The following is a 24,598-nucleotide window of genomic DNA, read 5'->3' as shown; positions in this document are numbered from 1 at the left end:
GCTCTTTGTGAGCACTACTTATTTAAACTTTAATTCGACTTGCTCATCACCCAACAGGGTTTTCAAATCGTATAATAGCATGTCGCTTGGCGATACTCGCCATTGTACGCCCAATTCTAACATACCTTGTGCTTCATCTCTTTGATAAAACACGCGAACTGGGCAAATACCTTCTTTGTACGGGGTTAATACTTGGCTAAACTGCTCAATAAAATTATCTGATAGTTTATTTTTGTCAATCTGCAAATCAAGAGAAGCGACATAATTTTCTCGTGCATCGGCAATTGTCATGATATCCCGGGCGGTCATTGTAATACCCCCAGAGTAATCATCAAAGCTGACCTGTCCACTACAAACTAAAATTGCATCAGAAACAAGTAATTCTGCAAATCTATCGTAATCATCTGGAAATAAACGAATATCCATACGGGCACTTTTATCATCTAAAGTAACCAATGCCCAACGACGACCACGTTTATTTACCAACACTCGAACACCGAGCACTAAGCCAACGGCTACCGTAGTTTTGTCTTTATTTGTCGGCTGTAAACTGACTAAACGACCTGTGGCGTAGCGTTTTATCTCACTTAAATAGCGATTTATTGGATGCCCTGTTAGATATAAACCTAAGGTTTCTTTTTCGCCATCTAGCCATTGTTCTTCCGGCCATTTAGCGACTTCTTTAAAGGCTTGACGATTATCTTCTGGCTCTTCATTAATTAAACCAAACAAGTCATCTTGGCCTAATGCTTCTGCTTTAGCGTGTTGTTCAGCGGCTTTGATAGCTTCAGGTAACGACTCAAACAATGCTGCGCGATGCGGACCTGAATCATCTCTTGGGCCAAGTGCGTCCATGGCACCAGATTTAACTAGCTTCTCTAGAATACGTTTGTTGGTTTTCTTTAAATCAACACGAGCACAAAAATCAAATAAGTCGGCAAATTCACCACCACTTTCACGTGCGGCAATAATGGCTTCAATCGGCCCTTCACCCACGCCTTTAACAGCGCCAATACCATATATAATTTGATTATCGTCATTAACGGTAAATTTATATTGGCCACTATTCACATCCGGCGGCAATAAATCTAAGCCCATGTTTTCGCACTCATCAACCAAAGTAACAATCTTTTCAGTATTGTCCATATCGGCAGACATAACCGCCGCCATAAATGGCGCTGGAAAATGAGTTTTCATCCATAAGGTTTGATAAGAAACTAAGGCATAGGCAGCAGAATGCGATTTGTTAAAACCATAACCGGCAAACTTCTCTACCAAGTCAAAAATTTTCATCGCCAGTTCGCCGTCAACACCTCGTTTAACGGCACCGGCTTCAAAACCAGCACGCTGCTTGGCCATTTCTTCTGGCTTTTTCTTACCCATAGCACGACGCAGCATATCAGCGCCACCGAGCGAATACCCCGCTAATACTTGCGCGATTTGCATGACTTGCTCTTGATACAAAATAATGCCGTAGGTAGGCTCAAGAATAGGTTTTAAATCAATATGCTGCCATGTTTCATCGGGATAACTAATCGCTTCACGGCCATGCTTACGCTCAATGAAGTTATCAACCATGCCTGATTGCAATGGCCCAGGCCTAAACAGTGCCACTAATGCGATAATATCTTCAAAGCAATCTGGTTTTAATTTAGCAATCAACGACTTCATGCCACTTGATTCCAGTTGAAATACCGCCGTAGTTTCAGATTTCAATAAAACTTTAAAACTGGCTTTATCTTCCAAATCAATCGCGGCAATATTGATTGGCTCTTTGCCTTCTTTTAACAACTTAGCGTCAGCCATTTCGATGGCCCACTGCAAAATGGTCAAAGTACGTAAGCCAAGGAAGTCAAATTTAACTAAACCCGCGTCTTCAACGTCATTTTTGTCAAATTGCGTAACTGGATTTTTGCCTTCTTCATCACAATATAGTGGTGCAAAATCAGTAATAGTAGTCGGTGAAATAACGACACCACCGGCATGTTTACCGGCATTACGTGTGGTGCCTTCCAATATCCGGCACATATCGATAAGATCTTTTACATCGCTGTCTTGCGCGTAAACTTCTGGTAATTTCGGCTCTTCCTCAAAAGCTTTCGCTAAGGTCATGCCTGGTGTTGGCGGAATTAATTTTGAAATACGATCAACAAAGCCATAAGGATGACCCAATACTCGACCTACATCTCGAATAACCGCTTTCGCCGCCATAGTACCAAAAGTAATAATTTGTGATACCGCATCACGTCCATACAATTCTGCGGTATGATCAATAACCTCATCGCGTCTATCCATACAGAAATCGACATCGAAATCAGGCATTGACACACGCTCAGGATTTAAGAAACGTTCGAAAAGCAAGTCATATTCAAGTGGATCTAGGTCGGTAATTTTTTGTGCATAGGCCACTAATGAACCGGCACCAGAGCCACGCCCAGGTCCAACCGGAATGTTATTGTCTTTACTCCACTGAATAAACTCCATCACGATCAAGAAGTACCCTGGGAAGCCCATATTATTGATAACTTCTAGTTCAATGGCTAAACGTTCGTCATAGGGTTTGCGCTTTTCGGCGAAGTCTGGCGCGTCTTTATCAAACAAAAACTCTAAGCGTTCTTGCAAGCCTTCTTCCGACACTTTAACCAAATAATCTTCAATCGTTAAACCTTCAGTGGGAAAGTCAGGTAATACATATTCACCTAAGGTCACAGTAACGTTACAGCGTTTGGCTATTTCAACTGAGTTCTCTAATGCTTCAGGTATATCAGCAAAGAGTTCCAGCATTTCTTCTTCACTACGCAGGTATTGTTCTTTGCTATATTTTTTGGGGCGGCGTTTATCATCTAAGGTAAAGCCGTCGTGAATTGCCACCCGAATTTCATGGGCGTCAAAGTCATCTGGACTTAAAAACATCACCTCATTAGTCGCAACCACGGGGAGTTCGTAACGAGCGGCAATGTCAACGGCTAAATGTAGGTAGTTTTCTTCGTCATTTCGACCGGTTCTGATCAGTTCTAAATAGTAACAATTAGGGAAATATTGCTGGTAGAAGCTAAGCATTTGCTCAACAAATTCTGTATTGCCTTTTAATAGCGCTTTACCAACATCACCTTCTCGAGCGCCGGAAAGTAAAATAAGACCTTTGGCATATTCGATAAGCCAAGTTTTGTCTATCACCGCTCGGCCTTGAATATGGCCGCGTAAATAGGCTTTCGAAATCAGTTCAGTTAAGTTTTTATAGCCAACATTGTCACTTGCTATCACGACTAACCGAAACAGCTCATCTTCTAGCTCATCACTTTTCACCCAAAAGTCACAACCAATAAGCGGCTTTATACCAGCACCGTGGGCAGCGTGATAATATTTAACTAGGCCACATAGATTGGTTTGATCGGTAAGCGCCATCGCAGGCATATTAAGATCAGCAGCTTTTGCAACAATAGGCTTAACTTTTTTTAAGCCATCACACATTGAAAAGTCACTGTGGATCCTAAGATGAATAAATTTAGGATCGCATGACGTTATTTCATCATTAGATTCAGTAGGTGATAAATCAGTTTCAGACATTAATGGCTCTAGTTATTTTTATAATTGCCGGCTGAATTTGCAATAACATTTGCGACCGGTTTAAAGCTACGACGGTAATTATCTAATACGCCATGCTCAATGATTTTTTCTAAGTGTGCTTTGGTTGGATAGCCTTTATGTTTTGCAAAACCATATTCTGGGTGCAATTTATCTAAGGCAATCATTTCATCGTCACGAGCCACTTTAGCTAAAATAGACGCGGCACTAATTTCAGCAACCCGCGCATCACCTTTTACCACGCTTTGACTGGCTATATTACCGTTTTCACCAACAAAAGTTGGACAACGATTACCATCAACAAGCACATAGTCTGGTACCACATTTAAACCAAGCACAGCACGCTGCATTGCCAGCATAGTGGCGTGCAGGATATTTAAGGTATCAATTTCTTCAGGACTTGCCCGACCAACCGACCAAGCAATGGCATGCTGCTTAATCTCAAGCGACAATAATTGTCTTTTCTTTTCCGAAAGTTTTTTAGAGTCCATCAGCCCTTCAATGGGGTTTTCAGGGTCTAAAATCACCGCAGCGGTAACAACATCGCCGACTAAAGGCCCACGGCCAACTTCATCTACACCAGCAATGCAGTAGGCAACCGGATACTCAAAGGGCGCAAATATTTTCTTAGCAGCAGGCATAACTTTTTGTCACTAATATCATAATAAGTCGATCACGGCATTTGCCGCTTGTTTACTCGCATCTTGCTTAAGTGTTTGATGAATAGTTGTAAAGGCTTGGTCTAAAGCTGATTGATCTTGGTATAAACGCTCTTCAACTAATGGTAGAATATTTTCAACCGTTACCTGCCCTTGCAGCAATTCTGGTACTAATGATTTATTGGCGAGTAAATTAGGTAAAGAAAACCACTTCAATTTAACAAAGCCTTTGAACATATGATATGTCAGCGGGTTAAATTTATAACAAATAACCATTGGACGTTTGACAAGTGCCGCTTCGAGCGTAACCGTACCAGACGCCGTTAATAAACAATCGCTAGCCGCCATTACTTGCTGTGTTTTACCGATAATAATATTGACTGGCAGCTCAGGGGCAATTTTATCGTGTAATTCTTTAAATTGTTCTGCCCTTTTTTCACAGATCATCGGCACAACAAAGCTTAATTCTGAGTGACTCTTAAGCAATATTTTTGCGGTCTGTAAAAATGGCTCGACTAATCGAGATAATTCACCACCCCGACTACCGGGCATAAGTGCCAGAATTTTTTCTGACTCAGGTAAGCTAAGCTTTTTTCGGGCAGCAAGCTTATCGGAAACCATAGGAATATCATCCGCCAATGAGTGGCCAACAAATGTACATGGTACTTGATGCTTATCATAAAATGCTTTTTCAAATGGCAATAATGACAATACCATATTAGTGGCTTTGGCAATTTTAAAGACTCGCTTCTCACGCCATGCCCATACCGATGGACTAACATAATGCACGGTTTTAATTGCTTGTGCTTTTAAACGTTGTTCCAATGTGATGTTAAAGTCAGGTGCATCGATACCAATAAAAACATTGGGTTTATGCGTTGAAAAGTACTCGGTAAGATATTTACGAATATGTAACAGGCGACGCAGGCGCCCTAACACTTCAAACACGCCCATCACAGATAATTCATCCATGTCGAATAAACTATCAAAACCTAACGCTTGCATTTTAGGACCACCGATACCAATAAACTTGGCCTGCGGATACGTAATAAGCAATTGCTGCATTAGGCCGGCACCTAAGGTATCGCCTGAATGTTCACCAACAACAATAGCAAAAACAGGCTCGCTATTAATACTATCTTGACTGGCTAATAGCGCTTTTTTCTTGGTCAGATTAACGTTTTCATTTGACTGCATAATATTAGCGAATAATGCCGCGACTAGAGTTTTTAATAAAATCAGTAAATATCGTCAATTCCGGCATATTGTGCTTTGTGTCATCAACTTTAGCGATGGCTTCATCAACCGTTAAACCTTGGCGATATACCGCTTTGTAAGCACGTTTAATATGTAAAATAACCTCTTTGTCAAAACCGCGACGTTTCAAACCTTCGCTATTTAAACCGAATGGTTTAGCCGGTTGGCCAGAAGCCATAACATAAGGGGGAATATCTTTTAAAATCAGTGAGTTTGCACCAACAAAGCAGTGATCGCCAATATGACAAAATTGATGAACGCCTGTCATACCACCAATAATGGCATGGTTCCCGACATGCACATGACCAGCAATTGATGCGCCGTTCGCCATAATACAGTTACTGCCAACCATGCAATCATGAGCAATATGGGTATAGGCCATAAATAAATTATTGCTACCAATTTGCGTTAAGCTATTGTCTTGAATGGTGCCGCGATGTACGGTGCAATATTCGCGAAAGGTATTATTATCTCCGATCACCAATTCCGTTGGCTCACCGGCGTATTTAAGATCTTGGCAATCTTCACCAATAGACGCAAATTGAAAAATTCGATTGCCTTTACCTATTGTTGTCGGACCGTTAATAACCACATGAGAACTTATTTCACAGTCATCACCAATAACCACATTAGCAGCAACATACGTCCAAGGGCCAATTTTTACGTTTTTACCAATGACGGCGCCGTCTTCGATAATCGCTTGAGCATGAATTAATGAATTAGCCATATTATAATGCTCGTCTTGCACACATTAGATCAGCAGAGCATACGACCTTGCCATCAACTAGTGCCTCACCATAGAATTTCCACATACCGCGACGTTCTTTAACAAACTCTAGATGCAGATGCATCGTATCGCCTGGGTGTACAGGCTTTTTAAATTTGGCATTGTCAATCGAGGCGAATAAAAATAGCTCACCGTCATTTTTATCTTCCACCGATTTAAAACCTAAAATACCACTTGCTTGCGCTAATGCTTCAAGAATCAAGACACCAGGAAAAATAGAATAGCCCGGAAAATGCCCCATAAATGCCGGCTCATTAACCGTGACATTTTTTATGGCATGAATAGATTTACCAGGTGTGTAATCAAGTACGCGATCCACTAATAAAAAAGGGTAACGGTGTGGGATAAGTGCTTTGATTTCTTCAACATCAATAATATTTTTTTGCGCTTCCAAGATTTTTTCCTCAATTTTCTACGATAAAAGCCAGCTATTTAGCTCTTATTAACTGCTATTTCTTTTTCAACATTAGCAACACGTTTAGTTAATGCTTCAAGCTTTCTAATTCTAGCATTGTTTTTATGCCATTCCTTGTTCGGCTGACTCGGCATTCCAGATGAATATACGCCTGGTTTATCTATACTTTTCGTCACCATGGTCATTCCGGTAAAGACACAACCATCACCAACTTCTATATGGCCATTAATACCAACCAGGCCAGCAATAACACAATTCTTTCCAACCTTTGTGCTACCGGCAATAACACTACAAGCAGCAATTGCAGTATTTTCCCCAACTTCTACGTTGTGCGCAATCTGAATTTGGTTATCCAAAATGACGCCATCTTTGATAATGGTATTTTCTAATGCACCACGGTCAATCGTGGTACTGGCACCAATTTCGACATTATTACCAATAACGACAGTGCCTAACTGAGGGATTTTCAGCCATTTACCTTTATCATTTGCATAGCCAAAACCATCAGAGCCAACAACGGTATTGGCGTGTATAGCACAATTTTCACCAACCTCAACTCGATGATAAATACTAACATTAGGCCAAATAGTTGAGTGAGCACCAATTCGAGCGGCAATACCGATAAAACACCCCGCACCAATACTAACATTATTGGCAATACTAACATCGGCCTCTATCACAGCATTGGCACCTATAGTTACATTGTCGCCTAACACCGCACTTTCGTCGACGATGGCAGAAGGATGAATAGAATTTGCTGGTTTTGGCGTGGTATCAAGCAGTTGCGCAACAAGTGCATAGCCCATATAAGGGTTGTCCATCACCAAGGCATTGCTTCGACAATTTTCTAGTTCTTTATTTGAAATAATAACCGCACTGGCGTTAGTCGTGGCTAGTTGAGCACTGTATTTACTATTCGCCAGAAAGGCAATTTGGCCAACTTGCGCCGTATTTAACGTCGCAATACTGCCAATTTCACATTGCTCATCACCATGAACAGTCGCACCTATTTTATTTGCGATTTCTGCGAGGCTATAACTCATAAGTCCTGACTTCTTTTAAGATTTAATCTAAAGCATAGATTGAAAGACAAGCGTTTACCACCTTAGGGCTAAACGCAATATTCCGAATCAAGATGATTCGGAATATTAAGATAACAGGCAATAATATAGCAACTTGAAAGGTTACCATTACCTATATAAAGAAGAAAAAATTAGTTAAGTTTACTAACTTGCTCAACTACTTTAGCTGTTATTGTGCTATCCGGTTTTGAATAAACTACCGCACTTTGTTCAAGCACTAAATCATAATCGCCTTTTGCCGCAATGTTATCAATGGCTTGACGAACCAAAGCGATAATTTTATTAGTTTCTTCGTTCTTACGATTACCTGTTTGTTGCTGAAATGCTTTACCTTTGGTTTGATAATCTTGAAAAAGTACAGCTATTTTTGCATCTAAGTCTTCAATTTCTTTAGCACTCATCAAAGAACCATCTCGCTTTTTCTTTTCTTGATTGTACTTGATGTCTTGCTCTAGCTGCGCAAGTACTGCTTTAGCGTCTTTAAACTCTTCTTCTAAGCTTTTCATTACCGCAGCAGTTTGAGGAATTTTCCCCATCACTTCTTGAAAGTTCACTACTGCAATTTTTTGATCTGCCGCCATGGCAGAGCTCGCTAAAAATAAGCCTGACGCTGCCGTTGTCATTGCGATAGATTTAATCAATTTTTTCAATTTTTACTCCTAAAATATCTTCTAATATTTTTACTTTTATTTTGTTATGCGGTAGTTATACCGCCTCACGTTGTTTGGTTCAAGCCCAAAACGAAAAAGGCCGTCATTTTCCTTAACTATTGGGTGCTAATAATTAATTACACTTAGAATGTTTGACCAATATTAAAGCTGAAGAATTCTGTATCATCACCCTCTTCTTCTTTTAAGGTTTTCGCAAAGCTGAAAATCATGGGTCCCATTGGCGATAGCCACTGCACAGATAAACCAGCGGAGGCGCGATAACGACCAACGTCAGAATAATCAGCAATTTTCTCAAACTCAACCTCAGCCAAATCTTGATAATCACTCATACGGAACTCAGTATCCCAGACATTACCAGCATCAACAAAAATACTAGAACGAACACTGTTGCTATAACCTTCATCCAAGAAAGGTGTTGGAACAATGAGTTCCAGTCCTGCTAAAGCTATCGCATTGCCGCCAACAGAACGGGTCGATGTTTGTATAAAGTCATGATCTGGCCCTAAACAACAACCATTGCCACTGCCAACAGAATCAGGCGTTCCTGGTATTTGTGTTGGGAAGCGATAGATAGCTCTTGGGCCGACAATATTTGATTCAAAGCCTCTCAAGGTGCCCGAACCACCGGCTCTAAAATTCTCCCAAAACGGTAAGATTTGGTCATTGCCTTCAACCGAGCCATAACCATTGCCGTAACCAAGTTGAAACTTAGCAAGCACAGTCCAGCGTTGATCGCGTGTTAACGGAAAATACCACTTAGTATCTAAATTAATTTTGAAATAATTAACGTCAGAATTTGGTGTTGTCATTTTGTACGATAAGCTTTGCTGAGAGCCATCGGTTGGGAAGGTACCGCGGTTTAATGTCGAGCGCGATATTGCAGCGCTGATATCAAAGTTTTCAAACTCTAAACCACCGTCAGGGTCGTTCGGATCAGAATACAATTCATAGAATTTTTGAATTTGTTCATAGGTTTGCAAGCGAGTGATGCCGTTACTTTTATAGCCGATACCAAAATTTAAACGCACATATTCGTTAATAGGAAAACCCAATGTCATGCCAACACCATAGGTTTTGTTATTATATTCAACCAAATTAGCATTGCCGGCATCAAACTCTTGATAAAAGATATTGCCGCCTAATGAGACGCCATCAACAGTAAAATAAGGATCGGTATACGATATATTTGCACTTTTCGAATAGCTAGAGGTATTGATACTAAATCCTAGGCGGTTACCTGTGCCCAAAAAGTTGTTCTGTTGAACACCAGCGTTCAAACTTAATTGTGTGGTTGAGCCATAACCTATGCCGGCTGTAAATGAACCAGATGGCTGTTCTTTAACTTCAAAGTCAATATCAACCAGATCATCTTCACCCGGTAACTGGTTGGTTTCAAATTCCACCGTTTCCATATATGGAAGTCGTTGTAGCCAAGCTTTTGACCCTTCGACTAAATTATTTGATAACCAGGCACCTTCCATTTGCCGCATTTCACGACGTAAAACGTGTTCAGCGGTAACATGGTTGCCTTTAAAATTAATGCGATTTACATAAACACGTTTACCAGGATCAACCGATAAGACGAGCTTTACCGTTTTATCTTCTTCGTTAATTTCTGGGATCGTGACCACTTTCGGATAAGCGTAACCATAACGACCTAAAAACTTGCTGATTAATTCTTCAGAATAGGTGACTAGTGCACCGTTATAAAGTTCTTCCGTTTTAATCGGCGTAATAGCGCGGATAGTTTCTTCAAACCCCGCCATATCACCAATGAAGTCAACTTCACTAACCGTATAAACTTCCCCTTCAGTGACATTTAACGAGATATAAACGGCTTTTTTATCTGGTGTCATTGAAACTTGTGTGGAATCTACTTTGTACTGCAAGTAGCCTCGATCGAGATAATAACTCTTTATCGTTTCCATATCCCCTTGCAGGGTCTGCTTTTGGTAACGATCCTGCGCCATAAAGTCCCACCAAGGCGAATCATAGGTTAGCTCTATACGCTCAAGTAATTCCGCATCAGAAAACTTCTCATTACCAACAATATTGATTTGTTCAATTGCTGCCGCATCACCTTCGTTAAAAGTAAAATTAATATTTACCCTGTTACGCGGTAAATGAACAACATCTGCTTTGACATCAGCGTTGTACTTACCGACACTGTGATAGAAGTCTTCAAGGCCTGTTTCGATACCAGAGATAACCGTCATATCCAGTGTTTCACCAACACGAATATCACTACCATCTAGACTTTCTGTGAGTTGCTCTTCTTTTAAATCTTTATTGCCGTCAAAAGTAATCGCACTTATCGTTGCTCTTTCACGAACGCGGTAGATAACGGTATTACCATCACGTGAAACTGCGACATCACTGAAATGACCAGATTTATAAAGTGCTTTAATCGATTGTGATATACGAAATTCGTTTAAATTATCACCAACATTAAATGGTATATGTGTTAACGCGGCTCCTAGTGCCACACGTTGTAAACCTTTAACTTCAATATCTTCTACTTGAAAATCGTCAGCCGCTTGTACCGATGTTCCCAAACTACCTAATAATACCGCCAGGGCAAGTTTTTTAATAATCATATAATGTTAACTTTATATACTTCTTCTAGTTATAATCGCGATAAATCGTTAAATATGGCGATACTCATCAAGCTTAGTAGCGCTATAGTACCAAATTTAAAACCTATTTCTTGTATTTTTTCTGGTACAGGTTTCCCTGTAAAAAGCTCTATAAAATAATAAAATAAGTGACCTCCGTCTAATACCGGTAATGGTAAAAGATTAATAATGCCAAGGTTAATGCTAATTAAAGCTAAAAAGCCCAAAAAGTAGACAAAACCATAATCAGCGCTATTTCCCGCCCCTTGTGCAATAGAAATAGGACCACTTAAGTTCTTCACCGAAACATCACCGGTAATCAGCTTACCAATCATATCAAAGCTCAGTACCACTAAATCCCATGTTTTCGCTACACTTTTTTCAATAGCCGCAATAGGCCCATATACTTGTTCAAATAAATATGCTTTTGGATAAGGTTCAGATACTGGCTGAACACCTAAAAAACCAATAACCTTATCTTTATATTTTTTAGCTTCAGGTTTAACCATCAGCGTTAATGTTTCTCCATCTCGCAAAACCGTTACACTAACGGTTTTATCTGGGTACAATTTAATTTGCTGAGAAAATTTTTGCCAACTGCCGTTAATATCTCCATCGGCAATTGCAAGTAATTCATCACCTACTTTTAAACCGGCCTTTTCTGCTGGACTATCTTGACCAATAACTGCCAATTTTGCCTGTACTTGTGCTCTAAATGGTTTAATACCCAAACTAGCAATAGCAGACTCTTTATCAGGTGAAAATAACCATTCCTTAGTATCTAAATAATAACTTTTACTAGAAACACTGCCTTCGGGCTTAACGGTTAGCTTAATTTCCTTCTCGCCTATGGCGCTCACCAAGGCTAAGTTAACATCCTGCCAATCTAACGTTGCTTTATCTGCAATGGCAATTATTTCACTATTAACTGGCAACGCTGATTTTTCAGCAATTGAGTTTACCGTCACGCCACCAATAATAGGTTTTATACTCGGCACACCGATTAAAAACATTAAGTAAAAGGCAAGAATTGCAAAAGCAAAATTAGCGAAAGGGCCAGCAGCGATTATGGCTATACGCTGATAAACCGATTTACCATTGAATGTTTTATCGGCTTGATCGTCACTAACCTCGTCCACACGACTATCAAGCATTTTGACATAGCCGCCCAAGGGGATCATCGCAATAACAAACTCAGTGCCGTATTTATCATATTTACGCCACAGCACTTTGCCGAAGCCGACTGAAAAGCGCTCTACTTGCACACCATTTTTGCGGGCAACCCAAAAGTGGCCATACTCATGAACCGTAATTAATACGCCAAGAGCAACGACAAAAGAAGCTAAATTCCAAAAAAACTCTAACATACTGCCACGCTATAACTGCCCTACTATTTCATTGTTAGCTAACAAAGACTGTGCAAAAACTCTTACCTTCTGATCCAAAGTAATAACATCTTCAATTGTTACCACCTTTTCTGAGACAAATTTATTCACAGAAGTTTCATTTATTTTCACAATATCAGTGAATTTTATTTTTTCGTTCAAAAAAGCATCAACGGCAATTTCATTGGCAGCATTAAGTGCCGTACATGCACCTTGACCTTGTTTACATGCGTCAATTGCCAACTTCAAATTAGGGTACTTAGCAAAGTCAACATCTTGAAATTCAAATGATTTAGTCGAAAAGAAATCTAATGGTTCAACACCTGATTCAATACGTTCAGGGAAACTTAATGCATGAGCGATTGGCGTACGCATATCAGGATTGCCCATCTGCGCTAAAACTGAGCCATCTTTGTATTGCACCATAGAATGAATGGTACTCTGCGGATGTAATACCACTTGTATATCTTCAGGTTCAACATTGAAGAGCCATTTTGCTTCAATAAACTCTAAACCTTTATTCATCATGGTAGCGGAATCTACAGAAATTTTTCTGCCCATGTCCCAATTAGGGTGTGCACAAGCTTGGGCTGGAGTAACAGTGTCTAAGTCAGCACGTTCCCAGGTTCTAAAGGGGCCACCTGAGCCTGTTAGTAAGATTTTACTAACACCATTATTACTAAGATCACAAAAACCTGGCTGTTGCTGTGCTGTTAACGGCAAACATTGGAATATGGCGTTATGTTCGCTGTCAATGGGTAATAATTGAGCGCCAGATTTTTTAACTGCGTCAATAAAAATAGCACCGGAAGTCACTAATGCTTCTTTATTTGCTAATAAGACTTTTTTCCCAGCATTTACAGCTGCCAATGTAGGTAACAAGCCTGAGGCGCCAACAATAGCAGCCATCACGGTGTCGCTTGCTGGAGATTTAGCAATATCTTCTAATGCTGATTTTTCTGACAGAACTGAAATATTACTAAGCTGATTCTCAGCCAATTTAATACGAAGCGTTTCAGCGTGTTTTTCTGAGACCATCACCACAGTTTTAGGTTTGAACTCTAAACACTGTGCCAACATTAATTCGACACTGGCATTTGCTGACAAGCTAACGACATCAAACTTTTCAGGATGTAACCTTACGACTTCGAGTGTGCTTTTTCCAATTGAACCAGTAGAGCCCAATATACACAGAGTTTGTTTTTGCATTTATATTACCAACCAAAATACGCGTAACATAAGGCGTAAATAGGTGCAGTAGCAGTTAAACTATCGATTCTATCAAGCACACCGCCATGGCCAGGCAGAATTGAACCACTATCTTTCACTCCAGCTTGACGCTTAAACATACTTTCATTTAAGTCTCCCAGAACTGAGATTGTGGTAATTAAAATGGTCACAGGAATAACAATTTTAAATTGTTCCATATTCCAACCAATAAAATACCCTGCAATTAAAACCATTACACAAGCGAATATGACGCCACCTAGAAAGCCTTCCAATGTTTTACCTGGGCTAACATTTGGCATTAATTTTCGTTTACCAATAGATTTACCAACGAAATAAGCACCAATATCAGCACTCCAGACCATCAAAAACAACACCATTAACAGTTGTGCGCCATGATAACTATCGGTTGCGTATTCACTGCTTCTAAGTACCATAAAAGCAAGCCATGTCGGAACCAAAGTCAACCAACCAAAAACCCCTCTTACCGAGCGATGGCTCGCCCAAAAGCCACTGCAGCGCGGATACAAAAATGTTAATCCAGCAGATAATAACCACCAAGCAACCGCAAGCCATAAAACTATATTAACTTGATTAAGCAACAGCTTTGGTGCTTGCCATAATTGCTCAATAGGTAACATGTACCAAAGTGCCGCAATTAATGCGACAGATACACCAACAAAAACTAAACGACGTCGCTTATTAACGAAGCCCATCAATGGCCCCCACTCCCAAGCACCTATGGCCATAATCACTAAAATAACAGCAGCAAAATTAATCAGCGATAAGTAGAAAATTGCCCAAATTGCAGCAGGGGCAAGTAATAAAGCAGTTATTATACGTTGTATTAACAAACGGGAATCCTTACATTACGTTAGTATTTATTTTAATTATTATTAGTAACTTGTTCACCAGTTTGACCAAAACGACGTTCTCGCTGGTCAAAATGCGTAATAGCTTTAGTAAATTCTTCTTCATTAAAATCAGGCCAAAGAACGTCAGTAAAATAGAATTCTGCATAGGCAGCTTGCCATAACAGAAAATTACTAATGCGAAAATCGCCACCGGTTCGAATTAATAAGTCAAGCTCAGGCAAGTCAGCCAAACTTGTCTGTTGATTAAGTGACTCTTCGGTAATATCACTGACATTAATTTCTTGTTGAGCAACTTTCTCAGCCAATTGTTTCGCAGCATGAGTAATATCCCAACGACCACCATAATTGGCCGCTATCGATAACACCATACCGGTATTTTTTTCCGTTAGTGCTTCGGATTCTTTAATCATTTTCTGCAACTTAGCAGAAAACTTACTGACGTCACCGATAACTTGGAACTTTATACCATTTTTATGTAAACGCTTAACTTCTCGAGTTAGCACAAACATAAAGAGATCCATCAACACACTAACCTCTTGCTCTGGTCTTTGCCAATTTTCACTACTAAAGGCAAACAAGGTTAATGCTTTAACACCATTTTTTGCGGCGGTAGATACTGACGTTCTTACCGACTCGACACCAGATTTATGCCCGGCTACTCGCTTCTTTCCGCGTAACTGAGCCCAACGTCCGTTACCATCCATAATAATAGCAACATGCTGAGGAACTTTTATCATATCACCTAACATCTGATTGCTTTGACTATCCGCAGTACTCACATATTCTCCGCTGTGTGTCTATTTCGTTTTAAAACGCTAGTTTTTAATCTATATATGCAAAAACGCCGCAGTCATTATCTACGGCGTCATTGATTAAGCAATGAAAATTTTAAATTTCCATGAGTTCCGTTTCTTTACTGCTCAAAACTTCATCAACCTGCTTAATATATGTGTCAGTAATTTTTTGCACTTCATCTTCTGCTTGGTGCATTTCATCATCACTGATTTCTTTTTCTTTATTTAAGGCTTTGATATCTGAGTTGGCATCACGACGAATGTTACGAATTGCAACCTTACCGCCTTCTGCTTCACCACGTACTACTTTAACTAAGTCTTTACGACGTTCTTCTGTTAATGCCGGTAAAGGAATACGAATTAAGGTGCCTTGCGACGAAGGGTTTAAACCTAAATCAGATTTTAAAATAGCCTTTTCTACTGCGCCAATCATACCTTTATCAAAAACAGTAATGGCTAATGTACGAGCATCAGGAACAGTAATGTTACCAACCTGATTAAGTGGCGTGTCCATTCCATAGTATTCAACAACAATGTTATCTAACAAAGAACGATGCGCGCGCCCTGTACGAACCTTGTTTAAACTAATTTTTAATGACTCAATACTTTTCGCCATTCTTTCTTGAGCGTCTTGCTTTATTTCGTTTATCACTTTTTTTATTCCTGCAATAATTAATTTAAATTTTCAGCGTGGTCAATGGTTGTACCTTCTTCACCACCCATAATGACTGACTTTAATGCACCAGGCTTGTTCATATTAAATACACGAATTGGCATACTGTGATCGCGCGCTAAGGTAAATGCCGCTAAGTCCATCACTTGTAATTCTTTTTCTAGCACTTCTTGGTAAGTTAGATGCTGATATAGTGTCGCCTCTGGATTCGCAACTGGGTCTTCTGAATAGATACCATCAACTTTAGTGGCTTTAAGAACAACATCGGCTTCAATTTCAATACCACGTAAGCACGCAGCAGAATCTGTAGTAAAAAATGGATTACCAGTACCGGCACTAAATATCACCACTCGGCCTGACTTCAATAAACTAATCGCTTCTGCCCAGTTGTATCTATCACATACACCAGCTAAGTCAATTGCCGACATTAAGCGGGTATTTACAAAAGCTCGGTGCAGCGCATCACGCATTGCTAAGCCATTCATCACGGTCGCTAACATGCCCATTTGGTCACCAACAACACGGTTCATGCCAGCATCAGCTAAACCTTTACCACGAAACAGGTTACCGCCACCAATAACAAGGCCCACTTGAATGCCCATTTCGATTAATTCTTTAATTTCTTGCGCCATACGATCCAAAATTTTTGGATCTATGCCAAAGCCTTCTTCACCCATTAGGGCTTCACCACTTAGTTTTAAAAGGATTCGACGATAAGTTGGTTTGGGATTGATGCTCATGTAATAAACATTCCTTCAGAATTTTTTTTAATTAAAATAGCCAAGGCCTGATCGACCGCAGCTATTTTAGTACGTTTAGCGCAGTATCGAAAGCCTAATATTAAAAAAGTCTATGATAGAGCACGCATATTTTACTAATATTGCTTCAATAGTAACAGCTTGACTAATTGGTCAGACTCCGCCAAAGCTAATTTGGTCTATTTAAGAAATGGCTTAACGATTAAATTAAAAGATAGCGATAAAAAAAGCGCCATTTAGGCGCTTTTTTTAAGAAAGTTGCATAAAGCAATAATTCATCAAATGAATTAGCCTTTAGCTGCAGCGATTTGTGCTTCTACTTCAGCAGCAAAGTCTTCTTCTTTCTTCTCGATACCTTCACCAACTTCTAAACGTACGAAACTAGAAACTGTGATACCTTTCTCTTTTAAGATAGCGCCAACAGTTTTCTTAGGTTCCATGATGAAAGCTTGACCAGTTAAAGAAACTTCACCAGTGAATTTCTTCATACGACCAGTAACCATCTTCTCAGCGATTTCTTCAGGCTTGCCTTCGTTCATCGCCATTTCGATTTGGATGCGTTTTTCATTAGCAACAACATCAGCTGGAACATCTTCTGGAGTTAAGAATTCTGGCTTGCTTGCAGCAACGTGCATTGCAATGTGCTTAAGTGCTTCTGCATCACCTTCACCAGCAACAACAACACCAATAGTAGCACCGTGCTTGTATGAAGCTAACGTAGTACCTTCAACATAAGCTACGCGACGAACATTGATGTTTTCACCAATTTTAGTAACAAGTGCAATACGCTCTTCTTCAAACTTAGCTTGTAAGTCTTCGATAGCTAGCTTTTCAGCAGCAGCAACATCAGCAACTTTGTTAGCAAACGCTAAGAAGTTGTCATCTTTTGCTACGAAGTCAGTTTGACAGTTAACTTCAACTAATGCGCCATCTTTAATGATGATTTGACCTTCAGCAGCGATGTTACCTGCTTTTTTAGCCGCTTTAGCTTGGCCGTTCTTACGCATGTTTTCAATTGCAAGATCCATGTCGCCATTAGCTTCTTGTAAAGCTTTTTTACAATCCATCATGCCCGCAGCTGTGCGTTCACGTAATTCTTTAACTTGTGCAGCAGTAATTGCCATGAGTTTATTCCTCAATATATAAAAATGTCAGTAATTGCCACAACACATCAGGTTGTGGCAATAGCAAAATTAAACGTGTATTAAAAACTGATATTACTCAGCTTCAACAAAACCGTCTTTTTCAGCTTGTACTGCGATGTTTTGCTCACGACCTTCTAGAACAGCGTTAGCAGCTGAGTCTAAGTATAAAGTCACAGCGCGAATCGCATCATCGTTACCTGGAACGATGTAGTCAACGCCATCTGGGTTTGAGTTTGTATCAACTACAGAAATTACTGGAATGCCTAAGTTGTTAGCTTCTTTAATAGAAATGTGCTCGTGATCAGCATCAATGATGAATAAAACGTCAGGTAAACCACCCATGTTTTTAATACCACCAAGACTTTTCTCAAGTTTTTCCATTTCACGAGTACGCATCAACGCTTCTTTTTTAGTAAGCGCTTCAAAAGTACCGTCTGAGCTTTGAGCTTCAAGATCTTTTAGACGTTTGATTGATTGACGAACTGTTTTCCAGTTAGTCAACATACCACCTAACCAACGGTGATTTACGAAAAATTGATCACATTTAATTGCTGCATCTTTTACAGCATCGCTTGCAGCGCGTTTAGTACCTACGAATAAAACTTTACCTTTCTTCGAAGAAACGTTGCTTAATACAGCAAGAGCTTCGTTGAACATAGGAACAGTTTGTTCGAGGTTAATGATATGAACTTTATCGCGAGCGCCAAAAATGTATGATTTCATTTTTGGGTTCCAATAACGAGTTTTGTGACCGAAGTGAACACCTGCTTTAAGCATATCGCGCATAGAAACGTTTGGCATGTTTTTTCCTTTATGGGGTTAAGCGTTCATACATCCAATATACACGACCCTTATTGCGTTTACCCTAATGGCAATTCGCTGAGCACCCCGGTATACCTTTGCTAGATGTATGTGAGTTTAGTTTTAATGTATTGAATTACGACATGTGAATTCAATACCGGTTAAGGCTAAAAGTATTTGAAAAACCTTTAAAGAATTAGACAAATTATTTAGCGGCGCACTTTATACCATAATGACCACTATTTTACCAGTTTTTTACCTCCATTTAGCCATTTCACAAAAATCGCACATTCAGGGGTAGGATATTTGATACTAGCGCGGTAAAATTAGCATAATTTTTCCATCAAACTAATTAACTCATGTCATCAAATACACCAAACGCTGAACTTTTCTTTATCTACGATAGCCACTGTCCTTGGAGTTATGCATCAACAATATTGGTTGAAAAAGTGCTCAGCGCTTTTCCTACCATCACATTTAGAGCCATGCATATCAGCTACTACGATGGTGAAAATAAAGTGTCGCCAACCACCATTACCGCTGTTGGCGAATTTAGCAAAGTGAAATTTGGCGCTAATTATATCGATACACTTAATTACCCAAAAGACTCAACCTTAGTGGCAAACCTTATGGCATGGGTGCAAAATAAATCCGCTAAATCTGCCTTTGAACTACTGACTAAACTGCAACATGCTCACTTTGTTTTAGGTAATGAATTAACTGACAAAGACAGTGTTAGCGAAATTATTGATGAACTAAAGCTCTCACCACCAGCAAAAAGCTTACAAGCGAATAAGTTAACCAAAGATGCTGAATTTGCTATTCATGATATTATTGAAATTCAAGGTTTTATTGGCACACAAGCAATACCGGCACTATTACTGGCTTACAATGATAATTTAGTTTTATTAAATCACAATCTTTACTTGGAAAAGCCAAGTGCAATTGTTGATGCGGTAAAGCTAGAACTTGAAAACTACTCTTGATTTCTTTTATTAGCTATCACTGATAAAATCAAAAGACTTTACCACTCAGTAAAGTCTTTTTCACTTTCCCCCCTTAACTCCGCCCTGCTGTATTTTCGTTGCCAACAATTTCTTTAACTATCTTTTGCATTACAATTGGGAAAAATCGAAAAAGCATGTAAAATCACGAACAATAATTATTTACGCTAGAAGCTATTGCCTTTTATTAAAGAAAGCATCAGCAGTTATACTGTTGCTAGCGACATTTAAAATATAGTCACATTGAGGTTTTATGACGATTACGATTAAAGATCAGCAAGAAATTGAAAAAATGAGAGTTGCGGGAAAGCTTGCTGCAGATGTATTGGAAATGATAGAGCCACATGTAAAAGCCGGGGTAACAACGGATGAGTTAAATACCTTATGTGCTGAATACACTGAAAATGTTCAACAGGCGATTTCAGCGCCGTTGAATTATCACGGCTTTCCAAAGTCGATTTGTACCTCTGTTAATCACGTAGTTTGTCATGGCATTCCCAATGATACGCCACTGGTTGATGGCGATATTGTTAATATAGATATTACCGTTATTAAAGACGGCTATCACGGCGATACCAGCAAAATGTTTTTCATTGGCGAAACATCTGCTGAAGATAATCGCCTGTGTCGTATCACGCAAGAAGCGCTATATTTAGGTCTAAAAAAAGTCAAACCTGGCAACACCTTTGGTGAAATTGGTACGGCAATTCAAAAGTTCATTAAAAAATCAGGCCGCTACTCAATCGTAAAAGAATACTGTGGTCACGGTATAGGTAAAGAGTTTCACGAAGAGCCACAAATTGTTCATTACAAAAATAATGACAAAGAAAAAATGCAAGAAGGTATGTGCTTTACGGTTGAACCTATGATCAACTTAGGCCGCGCTAATACCTTGCTTGATAAAGAAGACAACTGGACCGTTTACACCTTAGATGGCAAGAAGTCAGCGCAATGGGAACACACAGTCGTGGTCACTAAAACCGGTTGTGAAGTTCTTACCTTACGTAAAGATGATACTATTCCTAGAATAATGCATAACTAAGCTCGTTACCTCTACTGGCATTATTGAAAGAGACTTAACGGTGTGGGTTTATTTTAAATAACGAATAAACCCTTTTTATTAGCAAAACATGAGAGTTTATCTTTGAATACATCCGACATAATTCCAGAACAATATAGCGACGCTCTCGCCCTTAGTGCCCCAACATTAACCAGCCAACAAATTTGCGCATTAAGTCAAGATTTTTTGCAGTGGCAAAAAGCCGAATTTCCTGTCAGTGAAGTGACCTCACTTGTTGCTGCAAGAGCCTATTATGTTGACTTAATTCTCACTAAACTTTGGTGTCAACATCACCTAGACGAATATCAAATTAGCTTGGTAGCTGTTGGCGGTTATGGCCGACGTGAACTTCATCCCTACTCTGATGTTGATATTCTTTTACTGACCCAAGACCATATTGAAGATGATTTAGCGGAAAGCATCTCAGCATTTATCACCCAACTTTGGGACGTAAAGCTTGATATCGGTCACAGCGTACGAAGCATTAAAGAGTGTTTAAAGCAGGCTGTTGATGATGTCACCATCGCCACTAATTTAATGGAAATGAGGCAAATATGTGGCAATGAAGCACTGGTATCACATTTACAGCCGCTATTAAATGAAGATATATTTTGGACCTCAGAAAAATTCTTCCTAGCCAAACAAAACGAGCAATATCAACGCCATCAACAATATCACGGTGCTTCTTATACCTTAGAGCCAAATTTAAAAGCTAACCCAGGCGGTTTACGCGATATTCAAACCATTGGCTGGGTAGCAAAACGTCATTTTATGGCTGACACCCTTGAACAGTTAATCGATCATCATTATCTAACCAGCAATGAATTTTTCGAGTTAATAGAGTGTCAAGATTATCTATGGCGTATGCGTTGCGCCCTGCACTTTATTGCCGGCCGAAATGAAAACAGACTATTGTTTGACTATCAGGCTGATGTTGCTGAGTTGATGGGCTTTGGTGATGGCGGCAAGTTCGCGATAGAACGCATGATGAAACGATTTTTCCGAATTATTTCGCGCGTCGCTGAACTTAACAAAATGTTACTGCAACATTTTGAATATGCCATTATCAATAAAAAAGAACACAATAAAGAAACCGTGCTCAACGATGACTTTGTCATTATAGACGGTCAAATTAAGGTCTGTAATAAACGCGTATTCACCCGTTCAACCATGATCATGGAATTGTTTCTACTGATCGCTGAGCATGACGAAATTACTGATTTGCATCCCGAAACATTGCGGTTGATGCGCAACGCTCGCCGACGACTGGTTTCAGGTTTAATTGATTATGCCCGCTGTCGAGAAATTTTTGTTGCGTTAGTCAAACATCCACGAGGACTTGGTTTAGCGTTCACCTTAATGCATCGTTATTCCATTATTGGCGCTTATTTACCGCTGTGGCGCAATATCGTCGGTCAAATGCAATTTGACTTATTTCATGCCTATTCAGTTGACGAACACAGCTATCGACTATTAAAAAACTTATATCGATTCAGCCAGCCTGAGCACAATGACGAGTTTCCATTGTGTAGTAAAATAGTGCAACGAGTACGCAAGCCAGAATTACTGTACTTTGCCGGGATATTCCACGATATTGCTAAAGGCCGTGGTGGCGATCATGCCAAACTTGGCGCTGCAGACGCGCTAGACTTTGCTAAAGTACATAAACTCAATGACCATGATGGCCGCATGATTTCTTGGTTAGTCGAGCAACATTTACTCATGTCAGTAACTGCTCAACGTCGTGATATTTCTGATCCAGAAGTAATAAAAACTTTTGCGGAAATTGTCCGTGACGAAGCACACCTTGATTATCTCTACTGTTTAACCGTCGCCGATATGCGCGCGACCAATGAAAGCCTTTGGAACAGTTGGAAAGCTAATTTACTGGAAGATTTATATTTCAGTACCAAGCGCGCTTTTAGACACGGTTTAGAAAAACCAGTCGATTTACGGGCAAAAATACGAGAAAACTTGCATCAAGCACTTGAGATTTTACAAGAACAATCTATTGACCATGACCAGTTACAAAGATTGTGGAAAGAGTTTAAAGCCGATTATTTTCTACGCTATTCTCCCGAACAAATAGCCTGGCATTTTCAACATATTTTGCCACACAATAAAGATAAGCCCCTGGTACTGATTAGTCCAAAGCCTTACCGTGGTGGTACAGAAGTTTTTGTTTACACAAAAAACAAGCCGCATATATTTTTCAATATGGTGTCGTTACTAGGTGCTAAAAAGCTCTCCATTCATGACGCGAAAGTCACCACCAGTAAAACCGGTTATACCGCTAACACTTTTGTTGTGCTCGACAATCACAATCAAGCTATTAACGATAGCAATAGAGCAAAAGCTATCGCTAAATCACTCAGTGCCAACCTAGCTTCTGAGAAGAGTCGTATTAAAGCGAAACCATTGGCAAAGCGCTTCAAACAATTTAAAGTAAAAACCCAAGTTAGCTTTATTGAAAGTACAACGAAAAATCGCACTATGCTAGAAATAGTCGCTCTTGACCATCCGGGCTTATTAGCAAATATTGCTGCAGTTTTTCAAAAATGTAAATTTCAAATACATTCAGCCAAAATAACCACCTTTGGTGAAAAAGCAGAAGATGTGTTTACCGTTTCAAACAGTGACAATAAAGCGCTGACAAAAACACAGGAACAAGCATTAGAAGCTATGCTTTGCGCCGATAGCCACCGATAAATTTTAAGTATTGAACCAGTAGGAAATCTCAAATGTCAGAATTACAAACAGTTATTGAACAAGCTTTCGAAGAGCGAATGAATATTACCCCTGCAAGTGTATCACCGGAAATAAAGCAAGCGGTTCTTGATGCTTTAGCGGCATTAAATAACGGCAGTGCACGTGTTGCTGAAAAAATTGCCGGTGAATGGGTGGTACATCAATGGTTAAAGAAAGCTGTGCTGCTTTCGTTTCGTATTTGGGATAACGAAGTTATCGATGGCGCTGAAAGTAAATTCTTCGACAAAGTCCCGATGAAATATACTGATTATACTCAAGCTGATTTTGAAGCCGACGGCGTCAGAGTTGTTCCTGGAGCTTCGGTTCGAACCGGTACCTTTATTGGTAAAAATGTAGTGGTCATGCCAAGTTTTGTTAACATTGGTGCCTATGTTGACGAAGGCTGTATGGTAGATGGTTGGGCAACTGTCGGCTCTTGTGCTCAAATTGGTAAAAATGTGCATCTATCCGGTGGTGTAGGAATTGGTGGTGTTCTTGAACCATTACAAGCAGGCCCAACTATTATTGAAGATAACTGTTTTATTGGTGCTCGTTCGGAAATTGTTGAAGGTGTCGTAATCGAAGAAGGCGCCGTTATTTCGATGGGTGTTTATATTGGTCAAAGCACCCGTATTTTCGATCGTGAAACCGGTGAAGTGCATTACGGACGAGTACCTGCTGGCTCAGTTGTTGTGCCGGGTAACTTACCATCAAAATGCGGCCGTTATAGCTTATATGCGGCAATTATCGTTAAAAAGGTTGATGCCAAAACTCGCGCAAAAGTAGGTATTAACGCTCTGCTTCGTTCAGTATCAGAAGAGTAAACTAACCTTAAAGTTTTGCGGTAAGTAATCATCACGGTGTAACCTTTTTTATAAGTGTTACACCAACTTTCAAATCAAGTAATTATTTAGGTGCTGTTTTTTTGACGCCTCATAATTCAAGCCTAAAAAAACAATTCTCATCGGTAAAAACACCTCTAAATTCACCAACCCCACAGCTTATTTAAAAACAAAAATATTAATATTTATTTTAATTAAATCAATAAAATAAATTT

20 protein-coding genes are annotated in these 24,598 nt (G+C 39.7%); 4 read left to right on the top strand and 16 right to left on the bottom strand.

What is annotated here, in order from left to right; translation table 11 throughout:
- Nucleotides 1-18 precede the first annotated feature (18 nt).
- The 16 genes from dnaE to rpsB all read right to left on the bottom strand — a co-directional run bounded on the left by dnaE (nt 19) and on the right by rpsB (nt 18,729).
- Nucleotides 19-3,567 carry a DNA polymerase III subunit alpha gene (gene dnaE / locus AC27JP_RS13050; RefSeq protein WP_487115755.1) on the bottom strand — a complete coding sequence of 1,183 codons (3,549 nt, stop codon included), beginning with the start codon at nt 3,565-3,567 and terminating at the stop codon, nt 19-21.
- Between the two features lie 8 nt (nt 3,568-3,575).
- Nucleotides 3,576-4,226 carry a ribonuclease HII gene (gene rnhB / locus AC27JP_RS13045; RefSeq protein ID WP_487115753.1) on the bottom strand — a complete coding sequence of 217 codons (651 nt, stop codon included), beginning with the start codon at nt 4,224-4,226 and terminating at the stop codon, nt 3,576-3,578.
- 18 nt (nt 4,227-4,244) lie between these two features.
- On the bottom strand, nt 4,245-5,441 hold the full coding sequence (gene lpxB, locus AC27JP_RS13040) for a lipid-A-disaccharide synthase (protein ID WP_487115751.1): 1,197 nt from the start codon (nt 5,439-5,441) through the stop codon (nt 4,245-4,247).
- Between the two features lie 4 nt (nt 5,442-5,445).
- Nucleotides 5,446-6,228 (bottom strand): acyl-ACP--UDP-N-acetylglucosamine O-acyltransferase, encoded by a 783-nt coding sequence (gene lpxA, locus AC27JP_RS13035; RefSeq protein WP_487115749.1) that lies wholly within the window; start codon nt 6,226-6,228, stop codon nt 5,446-5,448.
- 1 nt (nt 6,229) lies between these two features.
- Nucleotides 6,230-6,682, bottom strand: a complete 453-nt coding sequence (gene fabZ / locus AC27JP_RS13030; protein WP_487115747.1) for a 3-hydroxyacyl-ACP dehydratase FabZ — start codon at nt 6,680-6,682, stop codon at nt 6,230-6,232.
- A gap of 38 nt (nt 6,683-6,720) precedes the next feature.
- Nucleotides 6,721-7,746 carry a UDP-3-O-(3-hydroxymyristoyl)glucosamine N-acyltransferase gene (gene lpxD / locus AC27JP_RS13025; protein WP_487115745.1) on the bottom strand — a complete coding sequence of 342 codons (1,026 nt, stop codon included), beginning with the start codon at nt 7,744-7,746 and terminating at the stop codon, nt 6,721-6,723.
- Nucleotides 7,747-7,916: 170 nt separating this feature from the next.
- Nucleotides 7,917-8,435 (bottom strand): OmpH/Skp family outer membrane protein, encoded by a 519-nt coding sequence (locus tag AC27JP_RS13020; RefSeq protein ID WP_487115743.1) that lies wholly within the window; start codon nt 8,433-8,435, stop codon nt 7,917-7,919.
- A gap of 143 nt (nt 8,436-8,578) precedes the next feature.
- The gene (gene bamA, locus AC27JP_RS13015) at nt 8,579-11,053 is read right to left on the bottom strand and encodes an outer membrane protein assembly factor BamA (RefSeq protein WP_487115741.1); all 2,475 of its coding nucleotides are present in this window, start codon (nt 11,051-11,053) and stop codon (nt 8,579-8,581) included.
- Nucleotides 11,054-11,082: 29 nt separating this feature from the next.
- Nucleotides 11,083-12,438, bottom strand: a complete 1,356-nt coding sequence (gene rseP / locus AC27JP_RS13010) for a sigma E protease regulator RseP (RefSeq protein WP_487115739.1) — start codon at nt 12,436-12,438, stop codon at nt 11,083-11,085.
- A 9-nt stretch (nt 12,439-12,447) separates the two neighbouring features.
- A complete protein-coding gene (gene ispC / locus AC27JP_RS13005; RefSeq protein WP_487115737.1) occupies nt 12,448-13,665 on the bottom strand; it encodes a 1-deoxy-D-xylulose-5-phosphate reductoisomerase in 1,218 nt (405 codons plus the stop codon).
- 5 nt (nt 13,666-13,670) lie between these two features.
- A complete protein-coding gene (locus AC27JP_RS13000; RefSeq protein ID WP_487115735.1) occupies nt 13,671-14,537 on the bottom strand; it encodes a phosphatidate cytidylyltransferase in 867 nt (288 codons plus the stop codon).
- A gap of 32 nt (nt 14,538-14,569) precedes the next feature.
- Nucleotides 14,570-15,307: a polyprenyl diphosphate synthase gene (uppS, locus tag AC27JP_RS12995; RefSeq protein ID WP_487115974.1), complete on the bottom strand. Its 738-nt coding sequence runs from the start codon at nt 15,305-15,307 to the stop codon at nt 14,570-14,572.
- Between the two features lie 139 nt (nt 15,308-15,446).
- The gene (gene frr, locus AC27JP_RS12990) at nt 15,447-16,004 is read right to left on the bottom strand and encodes a ribosome recycling factor (protein WP_487115733.1); all 558 of its coding nucleotides are present in this window, start codon (nt 16,002-16,004) and stop codon (nt 15,447-15,449) included.
- A gap of 20 nt (nt 16,005-16,024) precedes the next feature.
- A complete protein-coding gene (pyrH, locus tag AC27JP_RS12985) occupies nt 16,025-16,765 on the bottom strand; it encodes a UMP kinase (protein ID WP_487115731.1) in 741 nt (246 codons plus the stop codon).
- 305 nt (nt 16,766-17,070) lie between these two features.
- Nucleotides 17,071-17,907, bottom strand: a complete 837-nt coding sequence (gene tsf, locus AC27JP_RS12980; protein WP_487115729.1) for a translation elongation factor Ts — start codon at nt 17,905-17,907, stop codon at nt 17,071-17,073.
- A gap of 93 nt (nt 17,908-18,000) precedes the next feature.
- Complete coding sequence (gene rpsB / locus AC27JP_RS12975; protein ID WP_085296973.1) at nt 18,001-18,729, bottom strand: 30S ribosomal protein S2; 729 nt, start codon at nt 18,727-18,729, stop codon at nt 18,001-18,003.
- Between the two features lie 359 nt (nt 18,730-19,088).
- On the opposite strand from rpsB, the gene AC27JP_RS12970 reads away from it, so the two are divergent.
- From AC27JP_RS12970 to dapD, 4 genes are all read left to right on the top strand, one after another.
- On the top strand, nt 19,089-19,715 hold the full coding sequence (locus AC27JP_RS12970) for a hypothetical protein (RefSeq protein WP_487115727.1): 627 nt from the start codon (nt 19,089-19,091) through the stop codon (nt 19,713-19,715).
- A gap of 271 nt (nt 19,716-19,986) precedes the next feature.
- Entirely contained in the window at nt 19,987-20,775 is a 789-nt protein-coding gene (map, locus tag AC27JP_RS12965; protein WP_487115725.1) for a type I methionyl aminopeptidase, read from the top strand.
- Between the two features lie 102 nt (nt 20,776-20,877).
- Nucleotides 20,878-23,502: a [protein-PII] uridylyltransferase gene (gene glnD / locus AC27JP_RS12960; RefSeq protein ID WP_487115723.1), complete on the top strand. Its 2,625-nt coding sequence runs from the start codon at nt 20,878-20,880 to the stop codon at nt 23,500-23,502.
- Nucleotides 23,503-23,534: 32 nt separating this feature from the next.
- Complete coding sequence (dapD, locus tag AC27JP_RS12955) at nt 23,535-24,365, top strand: 2,3,4,5-tetrahydropyridine-2,6-dicarboxylate N-succinyltransferase (protein WP_487115722.1); 831 nt, start codon at nt 23,535-23,537, stop codon at nt 24,363-24,365.
- Nucleotides 24,366-24,598 lie beyond the last annotated feature (233 nt).

Source organism: Colwellia sp. SU-HH01172, assembly GCF_057553355.1.
The sequence above is the reverse complement of the archived record's forward strand: the minus strand, read 5'-3'. Positions and strand labels throughout refer to the sequence as shown.

Coding starts and splice junctions, on each gene's coding strand:
- AC27JP_RS12970 (WP_487115727.1), top strand. CDS start 19,089: ATGTCATCAAATACACCAAACGCTGAACTTTTCTTTATCTACGATAGC.
- rnhB (WP_487115753.1), bottom strand. CDS start 4,226: ATGCCTGCTGCTAAGAAAATATTTGCGCCCTTTGAGTATCCGGTTGCC.
- lpxB (WP_487115751.1), bottom strand. CDS start 5,441: ATGCAGTCAAATGAAAACGTTAATCTGACCAAGAAAAAAGCGCTATTA.
- rpsB (WP_085296973.1), bottom strand. CDS start 18,729: ATGCCAAACGTTTCTATGCGCGATATGCTTAAAGCAGGTGTTCACTTC.
- tsf (WP_487115729.1), bottom strand. CDS start 17,907: ATGGCAATTACTGCTGCACAAGTTAAAGAATTACGTGAACGCACAGCT.
- dapD (WP_487115722.1), top strand. CDS start 23,535: ATGTCAGAATTACAAACAGTTATTGAACAAGCTTTCGAAGAGCGAATG.
- ispC (WP_487115737.1), bottom strand. CDS start 13,665: ATGCAAAAACAAACTCTGTGTATATTGGGCTCTACTGGTTCAATTGGA.
- rseP (WP_487115739.1), bottom strand. CDS start 12,438: ATGTTAGAGTTTTTTTGGAATTTAGCTTCTTTTGTCGTTGCTCTTGGC.
- pyrH (WP_487115731.1), bottom strand. CDS start 16,765: ATGAGCATCAATCCCAAACCAACTTATCGTCGAATCCTTTTAAAACTA.
- uppS (WP_487115974.1), bottom strand. CDS start 15,307: ATGTTAGGTGATATGATAAAAGTTCCTCAGCATGTTGCTATTATTATG.
- lpxD (WP_487115745.1), bottom strand. CDS start 7,746: ATGAGTTATAGCCTCGCAGAAATCGCAAATAAAATAGGTGCGACTGTT.
- lpxA (WP_487115749.1), bottom strand. CDS start 6,228: ATGGCTAATTCATTAATTCATGCTCAAGCGATTATCGAAGACGGCGCC.
- dnaE (WP_487115755.1), bottom strand. CDS start 3,567: ATGTCTGAAACTGATTTATCACCTACTGAATCTAATGATGAAATAACG.
- map (WP_487115725.1), top strand. CDS start 19,987: ATGACGATTACGATTAAAGATCAGCAAGAAATTGAAAAAATGAGAGTT.
- bamA (WP_487115741.1), bottom strand. CDS start 11,053: ATGATTATTAAAAAACTTGCCCTGGCGGTATTATTAGGTAGTTTGGGA.